Here is a 13,772-nt window from a genome sequence, read left to right as displayed (position 1 = left end):
TGTTCCTTGGCGTCGAGTCGGTCTTTGGCTTCCCGCAATCGGTTCAGTCGGTCCTCTTGCTCCCGGAGTTCCTCCGGGAGCTCGTCTCCCCGCTGCTTCGGACCGTATTCGTCATCCTCAGCTTCGTCGATCTCGTCGGCCTCGTCGAGGATGTCGTGGATTTCGTCGGTGATCTGCTCACGAGTGCGATTTTGATCGAGGGCAGCGTCGCCTTGGACGCGCCGGCCGTCCAAGGCGACTTCACCCATCTCAACCATGCCAGCTTCCCGACAGAGNTGCGGGCCGTATTCCTCGTCTTCGGCTTCGTCGATCTCGGCGGCCTCGTCGAGGATGTCGTGGATTTCGTCGGTGATCTGCTCACGAGTGCGATTTTGGTCGAGTGCGGCGTCGCCTTGGACGCGCCGGCCGTCCAAGGCGACTTCACCCATCTCGGCCATGCCAGCTTCCCGGCAGAGGCGAAGAATCTCAACGAAGAGGTGCTCGAACTCCTCGCGGTGGTTTTTGCGGAAGAGGCTGATCGTGCGGAAGTCAGGATGTTGATTCGCAGCAAGGTAGCGAAAAGCGACGTCACGTTCGAGGAGACGGTCGAGTTTGCGGGAACTNGGATGTTGATTCGCAGCAAGGTAGCGAAAAGCGACGTCACGTTCGAGGAGACGGTCGAGTTTGCGGGAACTACGGACCCCGATACAGTACCCGAAGACGAGAATCTTGAGCATCATGGCGGGATGGAAGGGCGGCCGGCCACGGCCGTCCGCCCGATCTGCCGGATAGAAGGGATCGAGCCGGCCCTCGTTGTCGAGATGATCGATAACGTCGGAAACGTAGCGTTCGAGGCTATCGTCTTCGACCCACTCCNACAGGAGTTTCCGCTAGATAAAATCTACGTCATGTGAACTCGGAACCCGTAGAATCTGATTTCCCTGCCGATGTTTCTTGGACAGGCTCATCACGTTCACCCATAGCCGGATCCATCCCTCACGGTGTGGCTTGCAGAAGACGGGTCGTTAAATCATGGAGCAGGAAGAGCGGTGGCAAGCGGGCGAGCCCGGCGGTGGGTTTCGAAGGCCTTAACAGCGATTGCGCGGAAGGATCGGTAACTCGCTGGTACCGGGCACCGGCGGGCACCTGCTCGCGTGAACCCACGCAGCGGGTCGGTATGTGGCCCTCACGGGCTGAACCCTCAACGCCCGCAGACAACCATGGCACGAAGCTTCTACGCACACATCGGCGACGCGTGGCACGATGCAGAGAACGAGAAACACGCCGACCTCCAGTGGCGACGACTCCAGGAGTGGCGTGAACAGGGCGCAATCGAGCGCATCGAGCGCCCGACCCGTCTCGACCGGGCGCGCTCACTCGGCTACAAAGCGAAACAGGGCGTCGTCCTCGCCCGCGTCGCGGTCCGGAAAGGTACCGCGCGCAAGGTGCGCCACAAGGCCGGCCGACGGACGAAACGCCAGGGCGTCAACCGCGTCACCCGGCGGAAATCCGTCCAGCGTATCTCTGAGGAGCGCTCCAGTCGGAAATTCAAGAACCTCCGCGTGCTCAACTCCTACCCCGTCGGCGAGGACGGCTCGCAGAAGTGGTTCGAAGTCGTCCTCATCGACCCCGAACATCCGGCCATCGAGAACGACGACGATCTGAACTGGATCTGTGACGACACCCACCGTGGCCGGGCGTTCCGCGGGCTCACGAGCGCCGGCACGAGCGGACGCGGGCTCAACGAGAAGGGCAAGGGGTCCGAGCACACTCGCCCGAGCGTCCACAGCGACCGCGGCCGCGGGAAGTAAGCCGACCTTTCTTGAGCCACGAGCGTCTACGTTTCTCAATGAGTCACGATACTCAAACGGAAGCGGGATCGGAGACGCTCACGATGTACGCCGACTACGTCTGTCCGTTCTGCTATCTCGGCGAAGCCTCATTGGAACAGTACCGGGAACGTCGTGACGAACCGCTCGCCGTCGAGTGGCATCCATTCGATCTCCAGAGCGACCAGCGCGGCCCCGACGGAGAACTCGACTCGACCGCGGACGACGGCAAGGACGAGGACTACTACGCGCAGGCGAAGGAGAACATCGAGCGCCTCCAAGAGGAGTACGGCGTCGAGATGTCGCTATCGATCGCCACCGATGTGGACTCGAAGAACGCCCAACAGGCCGCGCTCTACGTCCGCGAGGCCCATCCCGAGAAGTTCGCAACCTTCCACGAAGCGGTGTTCGACGCGCTCTGGCAGGACGAACGCGACATCGGCGATCCCGACGTGCTGGCCGACATCGCCACGGAACTGGGGATCGACGCCGACGATCTCCGGGCAGCGATCGACGCCGACGAGCGCGAGGCGGCGCTCGAAGAGCGGTTTGCCGAGGCCAAGCAGACGGGCGTCACGGGCGTCCCGACGTTCGCCTACGAGGGCTACGCCGCCCGCGGCGCTGTGCCGCCCGCGCAGCTCGAACGACTCGTCGAGGGGTGAGTCAGCGGCTAGACCTGTCGGGTGAGGAGGAATGCCAGCAGAGCCATCGAGAGGGGCCGAGCAGCATGCCGTGCCGCGGCCCGTGAGGAGTGCCACGTCCTCGACGGGGCCACATCGCGTTCGACCATCGCTCGAAAAGCGATCGAGGGTTGTTATAGGCCGTCTAGCCACCGGTCGGCGAATCGATATGCTCGGCCACGACATTGCGGATGAGCAGGGCGACGAACAGCCCCAGACCGAGGGCTGCGACCGCGAGAACGGGGTTCGAGAGTACCATCTCCGTCGCCCGCCGGAATCCGGTCGTGAGCCACGCGAACAGCACCTGCGAGGGGAGCACCTCGCGGCCGGTGAGGACGAGCCCCGCGACGGCAGCCGCGAACAGCCCGCTACCCCCGGCGGAGTAGATAGCGAATCTCCCGACACCCATGCCGGCGATGCCGGCGGGAATCGAGATGATCGAGCGGAGCACCGGCAGCAGCCGGCCCCAGAAGACGGATGATTCGCCCCAGCGACGGAACCAGCCGCTCGCGCGCTCGACATCGTCAGCCGAGACGCTGACGAAGCCTCCATAGCGGTCGATGACGGGCTGGTGGGCCGTGTCGAAGACGAAATAGAGGAACAGGCTGCCGACCGTCGCGCCGACCGTCAGGGCGAGCACGAACGCGAGAAAGCTCGCCGGGCCGGTGACGAGCAGCGCGGCCGCCACGGGGACGACGAGCTCGCTCGGGACGAACGGGAAGAGCAACGAGGTTTCGAGGAAGGCGAAGACGAACAGCGCGAGGAAGCCGTACTGTGCGAGCAGCGCCGTCGCCGTCCCCTCGATACCGGCGAACATCGTTCGGATCGTTCCGCTGTGGGGACTTCGGCGTTGCCTTTCGGAACCCACAGGTTTTAGCGCGGTGTGCCCCGAACGGAGCCATGACCGAGGGAATCGTCGGGGAGTTCCTCGCCCTCAAAGACGAGACCGACGCCGACTTGCTGGCGATGCAGTGTGGCGATTTCTACGAGTTCTTCGCCGACGACGCCGAGTTCGTCGGCGAGGAGCTCGATCTCAAGGTATCACAGAAATCCTCGCACGGCTCGTCCTATCCGATGGCGGGCGTGCCTCTCAGCGAACTCACGGCCTATCTGAAGGTGCTCGTCGAGCGCGGCTATCGCGTCGCCGTCGCCGATCAGTACGAAGTCGACGGCGGGCACAAGCGGGCCATCGAGCGCGTCGTCACGCCGGGCACGTTGCTCGAAAGCACCGACAGCGAGGCGCGCTATCTCGCGGCGATCGTCGCGGAGAGCGGGGGCTACGGCTTCGCCGTCGCCGACGTCACCACGGGTCGTTTTCACGCCACCGAACTCGACGGTGATGAACTGCTTACTGAACTATATCGGTTCGGTCCCGCGGAGATCCTGCCCGGGCCCGACGTGCGCGCGGACGACGACCTGCTCACGGAGTTCCGCGCGACCGACGCGACGCTCTCGCTGCACGCGACCGACGCGTTCGCACCGGGACGGGCGCGACAGACGGTCGACGAGCAGTTCGGCGCGACGACGGTTTCGAGCGTGGGGCTCGACGACGCTCCTGGAGCGATCCGAGCGGCCGGCGGGCTGCTGTCGTACGTCGACGAGACGGGACTGGGCGTGCTGGCGTCGATGACACGACTGCAGCCGTACGACACGGGCGAGAGCGTCGCGCTCGACGCGACGACGCAGCGCAACCTCGAACTCGTCGAGACGATGGGCGAGGGCGGGCGCTCGCTGGTCGACGTCGTCGACCACACCGTGACGAGCGCCGGCGGGCGGACCCTCCGCGAGCGGCTCTGTCGGCCGATCCAGGACGAAGGCGAGCTCACGCGGCGCGCGGACTGCGTGGACGCGCTCGCGGGCGAGGCGCTCGCGCGCGAACGACTCCGCGAGACGCTCGGCGACGGTTACGACGTCGCCCGGCTGGCGAGCAAAGCGGTTTCGGGCAGCGCCGACGCGCGCGACCTGCTCCGGGTACGCGACACGCTTTCGGTGCTCGACGAGGTCGCTGGCGTGATCGAGGGTTCTGCGCTCGCCGACTCCCCGCTCGCCGACGTCGTCTCGCAGCCGGATCGAGCGGCTGCGGCGGAACTGGTTGACGAACTCGCCGACGCGCTCGCCGAGGAGCCGCCCGCGAGCACCCGCGAGGGCGGTCTCATCCGGCAGGGCTACCACGACGAACTGGACGAGCTGATCGAGGGCCACGAGGAAGCGCTCGACTGGATGGACGGGCTCGCCGAGCGCGAGCAATCCCGGCTCGGCATCACCCATCTGAGCACCGGTCGCAACAAGACCGACGGCTACTACATCCAGGTCGGCAACTCCGAGACCGGCGAAGTCCCCGAGGAGTACGACGAGATCAAGTCGCTGAAGAACGCGAGGCGCTACACCACCGAAAAACTGAGCGAGCGCGAGCGCGAGATATTCCGGTTTGAGGAGCGCCGTGGCGAACTCGAACACGAGCTGTTCGTCGATCTCAGGGAGCGCGTCGCCGAGCGCGCCGAGCTCCTCCAGGACGTGGGTCGCGCGCTCGCCGACTGTGACTGTCTGTCGAGTCTCGCGGTCCACGCGGTCGAAAACGACTGGACACGTCCAGCGCTGGTGGAGTCGGGCATCGACATCGAGGCGGGCCGGCACCCGGTCGTCGAACGCGAAGTCGAGTTCGTCCCGAACGATCTCGAACTCTCCGACGGGCGTGGCTTTCTCGTCGTCACCGGGCCAAATATGAGCGGGAAGTCCACCTATATGCGCCAGAGCGCGCTGATCACACTGCTCGCTCAGATCGGGAGTTTCGTGCCCGCCAGGAGTGCACGGATCGACCCCGTCGACGGGATCTACACGCGCGTGGGCGCGCTTGACGAGCTCGCGCAGGGGCGCTCGACGTTCATGGTCGAGATGAGCGAGCTCGCCAACATCCTCCATTCGGCGACCGAGGACTCGCTGGTGATCCTCGACGAGGTGGGACGCGGAACGGCGACGTACGACGGCATCTCGATCGCGTGGGCCGCGACCGAGTATCTCCACAACGAGGTGCGCGCGAAGACACTGTTCGCGACCCACTACCACGAACTCACGGGTCTCGCAGAACATCTCGATCGCGTGGCGAACGTCCACGTCGCGGTCGAGGAGCAGGGGGACGACGTGACCTTCCTCCGCACGGTGCGAGAGGGTGCGACCGATCGCTCCTACGGGGTTCACGTCGCCGATCTCGCTGGTGTCCCCGAACCTGTCGTCGACCGATCGCGGGACGTCCTCGCGAAGCTCCGTGCAGAGAAAGCCATCGAGGCGCGCGGCTCGTCTGGCGAGTCGGTTCAAGCCGTCTTCGATCTCGATAGCGAAGCGTTCCGTGGCTCCACCAGCGCCGACGGCGGTCGGCAGTCCCGAGATGGTGAATCCGAGACCACTCCGGACGACGATCCCGACTCGTCGCTCGACCCCGAAACTGAGGCCGTGCTGGAGGCAGTACGCGAGACGAACGTCGCGGAGACGTCGCCGGTCGAACTCATGAGCACCGTCGAGAAGTGGCAGCAGCGACTGTCCGACGACGCCTCGGAATAGCCAGCCCACCGACATTCGTGGAATCTCATCGACGAGGATAGAGAATCCAGCAGTCGATCGACCAGCGCAGTTCCTGGTTCAGAGAGAAGAATCGGGAACAGTCTGTCGCGGTCCCGATCTAAATAATACGAAAACTTTTGAAAGTAGAGGGCGAACGACAGTCGATGGGAACACGTCGAACGGAGATCGAACGGCATCTGCCCGAGGAGGAGATCGACGAGCTGCTGCGGGCGGCCGATGACGATCACCGTCTGCGGCGAATTGGATTCATTAAAAACCTCTATCGGGGCGACACCATCCCCGAAGCGGCCGACCGGGAGGGACGCTCGCCGGCGACCGGAACCCGGTGGGCGAGCGCCTGGAACGAGGGCGGATTCGACGAACTCATGCCGGATTTTGGAGGCGGACGACCCGCGAAACTCGACGACACGGAAAAAGAAGAACTGCTCGACCTGCTCCGAAAGGGCCAGCCGTGGCAAGCACAGGAGATCGATCGGCTTCTCGACGACGAGTTCGGCGTCGAATACCACTCGAACTATCTCGGAACGTTCCTTCGAAATCTCGGTCTCTCCACCGTGAAATCGCCGGCGAACGCCTCCGATCGGCCGAGGAAGCGAGCGGAGGCGGTCGGCGAAGACGATGGGGAAGCATCCGACGAGGCAGAACCGTCGCGTGGTTCCCACGAGCGAGATATGGGGCGACGATGGGTCGTCGACAAGGACGATTGATCGGACAATAGATTGCAGATGTTATCTTAATCTATGCCCCGATCAATCGATCGTCGACGGAAGAGAGAGATCCGTGCTACATATTTTCCGATATATAGTCGAATCGGGACAGCAGTTTCGCCGAATGGAACGTTGGATGATCAGGACGTGGAGGTCGCACAGTCACAGCCACCTTGTTCGAGCAGTTCGTCGATTCCGTAGCGCTGCCCGCAGTCCTCACAGAGAACGCTCACGTCGACGAACAGCATGAACTCGCCGAGATCGAACTCTGTGTTCCGACGGAGCCGGTCGAGTTTCTCCTCGGTGACGGTCTCGACGCGCCCCCGGAGTCGCTGGACGTTCTCGGCCTCGACGACGGTTCGGTCCCGATCGTCGGCGGTGTATTCGGCTCCCCGATGCTCGGTGAGGTAGCTCCGGATCGCCTGATAGGTGACGAAATCCGATTGGAGTTCCTCGACCGGGACGCCGTCACGTTCGAGCTGTCGCCGGGTCTGGGTCCGATCGGCGCTGCTGGTCTCCGCGTCGGTGAGCAGTTGGTACGTGTTCTCGATTTCGCCCGCGAGCGGCTGCATGCCTGCCGCAGCCATCGCCGCCGCCAGCAGTCGCTGGTTGAAAACGGTCGCGAGATCACGCAAACTCGTCCGTTCGTCGTCGGGTGCGGTCCAGCGGCGTTCCATCTCCACGCCGATCCCGTCGAGGTCGTACTCGTCGATCAGCCGGGCAACCTTGCTTCGTCGCCCCGTCGCCCCCGTGCTCTCGTCTGCGTCGGCCATATGGCTCCTCGGCTGGCGGCTCCAATAGCTCTTTTGTGCTCGTCGTCCGGAGGGCGAAACGAGAACGGACGATCGCGGGTTCTCGACGGCCGTATTCGCCACTCTCGAAGATCAGTGGTTCGGAGCCTCGAAGGACAGGCTCGTTATCAACGATCGCTCTCAGATACGACGGAAGCAGTAGACGGTCGAGCTGGAACTCCACCATCAAAACCACGTTCCCGGCCGTGATGGTCCCGGACACGCGAGTAGAAAACCAGTTCTATTTTTCCAATGTATTCGAATATATCGAACTATATCCGATTCAATTCCATCTTTCACCATATTCGTGTTGGTATGCGTGCAAAACAACTATGTATATCCAATCCAACTGTCGTTTGTGACAGTAGTTACCGATCAACAGGCGATGAGGTTGAACGAGAATCGAGAACGTCGCGTCGAACGGGAGGGTGACGCAATCGTCGCTCCCGTTCCGGGGCTCCGGTGACGAGCGATGGTCTCGGAGAACGCGAAGATCGGCTTCGTCGGCGGGGTCGCCATCGCCATCGGAAGTAGCGTCGGTGGCGGACTGTGGGCTACCCCGGTGATCGCGGGGGCGATGGGCGGTCCGATCACCGTGCTCATCATGATGCTGGTGGCTGTTCCGACCTTCCTTGCGCTCCCGACGTATCTCACGCTGACGAAGGCGTGGCCGAAGACGGCCGGCAGCTACTACTACACGACGAGAATGTTGCTCCCGGAACGCAAGAATCTGAGCAAGCTCGTCGGCTTCACGATCTCCTTTTCGGGGCTCATGCTCGGCGGGCTGATCTATCTGCGATACATGCTGCTCGGCGGTGCGTCCTTTCTCAACGCGATCGTGCCCACGATCTCGACCGAACTGTTCACCGTGCTCCTGCTGACGATCTCGTTCGCGGTGGTCTGGTTCGGCATCCGCGCGACCGGCGTGGCCGAGATCGTGCTCGATGCGGTCTTGTTGCTGTCGATCGGCGTGATCGTCGGTGGCGGGCTACTCAACGTCGAGATGGGGAATCTGACGCCAGTCATGCCGGAAGGGTTCATCGGCGCGCTCCCGGCGTACGCGGTCCTCCTCACCCTGGGCGGTGGCGCGATCAAGATCATCAACTTCGGCGAGGAGATCGAGGACGTCGAGAACACGATCGGCGGCATCATCGTCACGAGCGCCATCGTCGACATCCTCATCTCGACGGTCGTGTTGTTCGTCGCCGTCGGCGTCGTCTCGTACGCACAGCTCGAAGGCCAGACGCTCGGGTTCGTCGTCGGTCAGTATCTCTCGGGCAATCTCGTCGTCGTGACCGGCATCGGTGCGCTCGTCGCGGGGTTCACGACGAACATCGCCTCGGTCGCCGTCTTCACCCGGATCTTCTCGGTGCTCGTCGACGACAACCTCTTCCCCGAGTGGGTCGGCCGCGAGAACGATCACGGCGAACCCGTCTACTTCCTTCTCTTTCTCTACGTGCTGTCGGTGGCACTCACGTTCGTCGACGTCTCCTTCGGTGCGCTGGCGGCCAGTTTCTCCTTCCTGTTCGTCGTCCCTCTCATGATCCACTCGATCGTCGGCTTTCGGCTCCCGTCGACGTTCCCCGGCATCTTTGACGCCGAGAGCGTGGCGAACTCACGCCTGCTCCGCCCGCGCGTCGTCCGCTGGTCAGCGCTGGGGCTGTTCGTCATCCTGGCCGTCATGACTGTCTTTCTCGTCGTCACGCAGCCACAGGCGTTCGTCGCGTATCTCGGCCTCGTCGCGGTCAGCGTTCTCGTCTACGGTCTTCGATGGTGGCAGGTCGGCGACAGCAGCCGCCTCATGAGCTCCGGCGTCGGCTTTCGCACCGTGCAGAGCGACGGAGGCGAACAAATAAATCGCTCCGACTGACAGATACACCATGTCCGAAGAAACCACGATCTACGTCGCCGATCGAATCGTCACGATGAATCCGAGCCGACCGGAAGCGAGCGCCGTCGCCGTCCGCGACGGTCGCGTGCTCGGCGTCGGCAGCGTCGCGGAGCTCGAGGGCTGGGGGAACGCCACGATCGACGAGCGCTTCGCGGACCACGTGTTGCTGCCGGGCTTCGTCGAGGCCCACGCCCACTCGATGGCCGGCGCGCTCTGGTCGTACCCCTACCTCGGCTACTACGGCCGCGACAGCCCGGACGGGACGCACTGGCCGGGCTGTCGGAGCGTCGCCGACGTGCTCGATCGACTGTCACTGCAACGGCGACGAGGCCAGCGGGCTGTTCGTCGACGCCGTTGAGCTGCTCCAACGCGAGTCGCCGCGGTTCGATCACCGTCACACCGTCCAGCACTGCCAGCTGGCCACGGCCGACCAGTACCGCCGGATGGCGGCGCTCGGCCTCTGTGTCAACCTCTTCAGCAATCACCTCTACTACTACGGCGACCAACACTACGAGGTGACAGTCGGCCCGGAGCGCGCCGAGCGGATGAACGCCTGCGCGAGCGCCAAGCGCGCCGGCGTCCCCTTCAGTGTCCACTCGGACGCGCCGGTCACGCCGCTTGCGCCGCTACACACGGCCTGGAGCGCCGTCAACCGCGTCACCGCCAGCGATCGCGTGCTCGGCGAGGACGAGCGCATCTCGGTCGACGAAGCACTCAGAACCATCACTGTCGACGCCGCCTACTTGCTCGGGATGGACGACGAGGTCGGCACCATCGAGGCCGGCAAGCGGGCCGACTTCGCCGTGCTCGAAGACGATCCGACCGCCGTCGATCCGGCGGCGCTCAGGGACGTCCCGGTCTGGGGGACGGTGATGGGCGGCGAACCGTTCCCCGCGGCGACCGAGTGAATCGGTGCTGATGCCGTTTTTCGTATTGCCGACGGCGCTCGATCGTGAAAAGTCGCGTCGAAACGTCGACGTGACGGCTACAGTTCGTGGCTGTCGGCGATCCGGTCGAGATGCTCGGTCGGCGTGCCGAGGAACGTCTCCCACGCCTTCGCCTGCTTGAAGTAGATGTGACCGTCGTGTTCCGAGGTAAAGCCCATCCCGCCGTGGTTGTGGATGTCGTCGGCGAAGACCTGCGTGAGCTGCTCCGAACAGAACAGTTTGGCCTCCGAGACCGCACGTGCGGCATCCGGCTCGTCGTTTTCGAGCGCCCACGCCGCGTAGTAGGTGAGCGATCGCGCGGCCTGCGTGGCCATCCACATATCGGCGATGCGGTGTTTGACCGCCTGGAACTGTCCGATCGGTTTGTCGAACTGCTCGCGCTGGCTGCCGTAGTCGGACGACATCTCCACGGCGCGGCTCGCTGCGCCGACGGTCATCGCACAGGTGGCGACGGTGTAACGATCCATCGCTTTCTGGAGGGTCGGCCCGGCTTCGCCTTCAGTCCCGAGCAGCGCGTTCTCGCCGATCTCGAAGTCGTCGAAGTGGAGTTTCGCCGCCGGGCGCGTCCGATCGAGGGTGTCCTGCGGTTCGCTGTCGACGCGCTCGGCATCCACCAGAAACAGGCTCACGCCGTCCATCCCGGTGCCGGAGCCCGTCCGCGCGGCGACGACGATCGTATCGACCTGCTCGCCGAACGGCACGAGGGTCTTCGTCCCGTCGAGGCGATAGCCGTCGTCGGTCGGTGTGGCGGCGAGCTGGATGTCGCGCGGCAGCGACTCCTGACCGGACTCGTAGAGCGCGAAGCTCAACCGTTGGTCACCATCGGCGATCGCCGGCAGGAACTGCTCCTTCTGTGCATCCGATCCGAGTTCGTCGAGCACGAACGCGCCGAACGCGAGCGTCTCGGGCAGCGGGGCTGGCAGCGCGACCCGGCCGGCCTCTTCGAGCAACAGCGAGAGGTAGAGCACGTCGTCGCCCAGTCCACCGTGTTCGAGCGGCACCGTCAGCGCCGGGTAGTCCATCTCGGACAGATCGTCCCAGAGGTCGTCGACGACGTCCTCACCGTCGATCCGTTCCCGCGCGCGTTCGAGGACTTCCCGATCCTCGAAGAACTCCTGTGCCGTCTCGCGCATCTGTCGTTGTTCGTCGTTGATTCTGAAGTCCATATCAGTCGTCCTTCGGCAGCCCGAGCACGCGCTCGGCGATGATGTTTCGCTGGACGTCCTTCGTCCCGCCGGCGATCATCTTCCCGTAGGGCATCAGCAGGTCCGTCACCCACTGGCCGTCGTCCGGTCCGTCGGTCCAGAGAGCGTTGTTCGCCCCGAGCAACCGCCGCGCGAAGTTCTCCAACTTCTTCTCGGTCTGGTTGTTGAACACCTTGTCCATCGACCCCTCCGGACCGGGCACACCGGTCTCCATCTGCTTGCTCACGTTCCGGTAGTGGGTGAGCTTGCCCGCCTGAATGCGAGTGTGGAGCCGGGCGAGTTCCCGGCGCACGTGGGTGTGCTCGGCGAGCGGTGTGCCGTCGCGTTCGTGCTCCTGACAGAACTCGACGAGCGAGCGCCAGCGCTGTTCGATCGAGAACACGTCCGACATGCTGTGCTCGAACGCCGAGAGCGTCATCGCGACCTCCCAGCCCTCGTCGATCTCGCCGACGATGTGCTCTTCGCGCGCCACGGCGTCGTCGAAGAACACCTCGTTGAAATCCGTCTCGTCGGTGATCTGGTGGATCGGCTCGGTCTGGATGCCCTCCTGGTCCATATCGACCAGGAAGACGGTGATGCCGTGGTGTTTCGGGCCGGAATCGTCCGTCCGGGTCAGCAAGAAACACCAGTCGGCGACGTGCGCGTAGCTCGTCCAGACCTTCTGCCCGTTGAGCAGGAACTCGTCACCGTTCCGTTCGGCCGACAGCGAGAGACTCGCGAGATCGGAACCGGCATCCGGCTCCGAGTAGCCCTGACACCAGAGTTCCTCGCCGCTGATGATCTTCGGCAGGAACCGCTCTTTCTGCTCGTCGGTGCCGAGCTCCATCAGCGTCGGGCCGACGAAGTCGATGCCGACGGCGTTGATGCGTGCCGGCGCGTCGACGCGCGCCGTCTCCTGATTGTAGATGACCTGTTCAAGCAGCGAGGCGTCCGCACCCCCGTACTCCTCGGGCCAGTGGAGCCCCGCCCAGCCACCGTCGTTGAGCGTCCGCTGCCAGTCCAGCAGGAACTCGACGTTCTCTTCGGGATCGTCCGTTCCCGGGCGTTCACCCGCTTGCCACCCGTCCGGCAGGTTCTCGCGGAGCCACTCGCGGAGCTCCTGCCGGAACCGTTCTTGGTCCTCGGTGTACTCGAAATCCATTGTCTGTCTCGACGGGCTATCGGACGGGACAGCTCCACATATACCTTGTGCAGTGATCGAAAAAGCGCGGGACTCACGGCCGCCGTCGGCGTGTGGAAGGGAAACACGGATTAGGGGCGGGGGCGAACCCCCGCCGAACCAGCGCCGGAGTCGACGCTGGCACACTCCATGAGCGAGCACACCTACACTTCGATCCGAGTTGAACGGGAATCCGACACGCTCGGCCACATCGTGCTGGACCGACCCGAGGAGATGAACACCTTCTCGCCCGCGATGGCCGAAGAACTCACCGACGCGCTCTCGGAGCTCGAAGACGACGACAGCACTCGCGCGATCGTCATCACGGGCGAGGGACGGGCGTTCTCGGCCGGCGCGGACGTCGGCGACGGGATGGACGACGGCGGTGACGATCCGACGCGATCCGGCGTCGAATCGTCGCGCCACGGCCAGTCGGTGTTCGGACAGTTCCGCGAATCACCACTTCCTGTGATCGCCGCCGTGGACGGGTTCGCCCTTGGAGCCGGCATGGAGCTCACGATGTGTGCCGATCTGCGCGTCGCGTCCGAGAGCGCGGAGTTCGGCCTCCCGGAACACAACCTCGGTCTCCTGCCTGGCTGGGGTGGCTCTGCCCGCCTCCAGCAGCTCGTCGGCGAGAGCACGGCGAAATACATCATCTTCACCGCCGACCGCTTTTCGGCCGAACGGATGCAGGAATGGCAGTACGTCCACGAAATCTACCCCGACGACGAGTTCGACGAGCGAGCCATCGACTTCGCCCAGTCGATCGCCGAAGGGCCGCCGATCGCCCAGCGGTACACGAAGCGTGCGATCCACGCCGCCGCCGAAAGCATCGACGCCGGCCTCGAAGTCGAGGCGAGCAGTCTCGGCCATCTCCTCGACACCGACGATCTCGCCGAGGGGATGGCCGCCTTCTCCGAGCAGCGCGAACCGGAGTTCGAAGGCAAATAACTACCCATCCCGTTCCGATCGCAACGGTTCGCCGACGCCCATCAGTGATTTTGGAAC

The 13,772-nt window shown here is 64.3% G+C and carries 12 protein-coding genes and 1 pseudogene; 8 read left to right on the top strand and 5 right to left on the bottom strand.

Translation table 11 applies throughout. The annotated features are described in order from the left end of the window. Positions 1-493: 493 nt before the first annotated feature. Positions 494-716 (bottom strand): annotated as a pseudogene (locus tag C448_RS17105) (transposase); the annotation flags it as partial. Between the two features lie 483 nt (positions 717-1,199). On the opposite strand from C448_RS17105, the gene C448_RS12155 reads away from it, so the two are divergent. Then, positions 1,200-1,790: a 50S ribosomal protein L15e gene (locus C448_RS12155; protein WP_004055160.1), complete on the top strand. Its 591-nt coding sequence runs from the start codon at positions 1,200-1,202 to the stop codon at positions 1,788-1,790. A gap of 38 nt (positions 1,791-1,828) precedes the next feature. Next, positions 1,829-2,470, top strand: coding sequence for a DsbA family oxidoreductase (locus C448_RS12150; protein WP_004055159.1), 642 nt, complete (start codon positions 1,829-1,831; stop codon positions 2,468-2,470). 163 nt (positions 2,471-2,633) lie between these two features. Here C448_RS12150 and C448_RS12145 read toward each other — a convergent pair whose 3' ends face one another. Continuing rightward, entirely contained in the window at positions 2,634-3,305 is a 672-nt protein-coding gene (locus tag C448_RS12145) for a DedA family protein (RefSeq protein WP_004055158.1), read from the bottom strand. An 83-nt stretch (positions 3,306-3,388) separates the two neighbouring features. Between C448_RS12145 and mutS the strand changes: the two genes are divergently transcribed. Both mutS and C448_RS12135 read left to right on the top strand, forming a co-directional pair. Beyond that, positions 3,389-6,043, top strand: coding sequence for a DNA mismatch repair protein MutS (gene mutS / locus C448_RS12140; RefSeq protein ID WP_004055157.1), 2,655 nt, complete (start codon positions 3,389-3,391; stop codon positions 6,041-6,043). 164 nt (positions 6,044-6,207) lie between these two features. Beyond that, the gene (locus C448_RS12135) at positions 6,208-6,771 is read left to right on the top strand and encodes an IS630 family transposase (protein ID WP_004055155.1); all 564 of its coding nucleotides are present in this window, start codon (positions 6,208-6,210) and stop codon (positions 6,769-6,771) included. 140 nt (positions 6,772-6,911) lie between these two features. Here the strand turns inward: C448_RS12135 and rdfA are convergent, their stop codons facing one another. Beyond that, a complete protein-coding gene (rdfA, locus tag C448_RS12130; RefSeq protein ID WP_004055154.1) occupies positions 6,912-7,544 on the bottom strand; it encodes a rod-determining factor RdfA in 633 nt (210 codons plus the stop codon). 490 nt (positions 7,545-8,034) lie between these two features. On the opposite strand from rdfA, the gene C448_RS12125 reads away from it, so the two are divergent. From C448_RS12125 to C448_RS15650, 3 genes are read left to right on the top strand one after another with little or no spacing between them, the layout of a single operon-like run. Continuing rightward, a complete protein-coding gene (locus C448_RS12125; RefSeq protein WP_004055152.1) occupies positions 8,035-9,432 on the top strand; it encodes an APC family permease in 1,398 nt (465 codons plus the stop codon). Between the two features lie 10 nt (positions 9,433-9,442). After that, positions 9,443-9,811, top strand: a complete 369-nt coding sequence (locus tag C448_RS16550) for a hypothetical protein (RefSeq protein ID WP_049916306.1) — start codon at positions 9,443-9,445, stop codon at positions 9,809-9,811. Then, on the top strand, positions 9,756-10,361 hold the full coding sequence (locus tag C448_RS15650; protein ID WP_204365476.1) for an amidohydrolase family protein: 606 nt from the start codon (positions 9,756-9,758) through the stop codon (positions 10,359-10,361). The genes C448_RS16550 and C448_RS15650 overlap by 56 nt, the downstream gene beginning before the upstream one ends. 77 nt (positions 10,362-10,438) lie before the next feature. On the opposite strand, the gene C448_RS12110 is transcribed toward C448_RS15650, so the two are convergent. Together C448_RS12110 and C448_RS12105 are read right to left on the bottom strand one after the other, a co-directional pair. Next, positions 10,439-11,566: an acyl-CoA dehydrogenase family protein gene (locus C448_RS12110; protein ID WP_004055150.1), complete on the bottom strand. Its 1,128-nt coding sequence runs from the start codon at positions 11,564-11,566 to the stop codon at positions 10,439-10,441. A gap of 1 nt (position 11,567) precedes the next feature. Beyond that, positions 11,568-12,746: an acyl-CoA dehydrogenase family protein gene (locus C448_RS12105; RefSeq protein WP_004055148.1), complete on the bottom strand. Its 1,179-nt coding sequence runs from the start codon at positions 12,744-12,746 to the stop codon at positions 11,568-11,570. 168 nt (positions 12,747-12,914) lie between these two features. Between C448_RS12105 and C448_RS12100 the strand changes: the two genes are divergently transcribed. Further along, complete coding sequence (locus tag C448_RS12100) at positions 12,915-13,715, top strand: enoyl-CoA hydratase/isomerase family protein (protein WP_004055132.1); 801 nt, start codon at positions 12,915-12,917, stop codon at positions 13,713-13,715. Positions 13,716-13,772: the final 57 nt, after the last annotated feature.

Source organism: Halococcus morrhuae DSM 1307 (assembly GCF_000336695.1).
GTDB lineage: Archaea > Halobacteriota > Halobacteria > Halobacteriales > Halococcaceae > Halococcus > Halococcus morrhuae.
The sequence above is the reverse complement of the archived record's forward strand: the minus strand, read 5'-3'. Positions and strand labels throughout refer to the sequence as shown.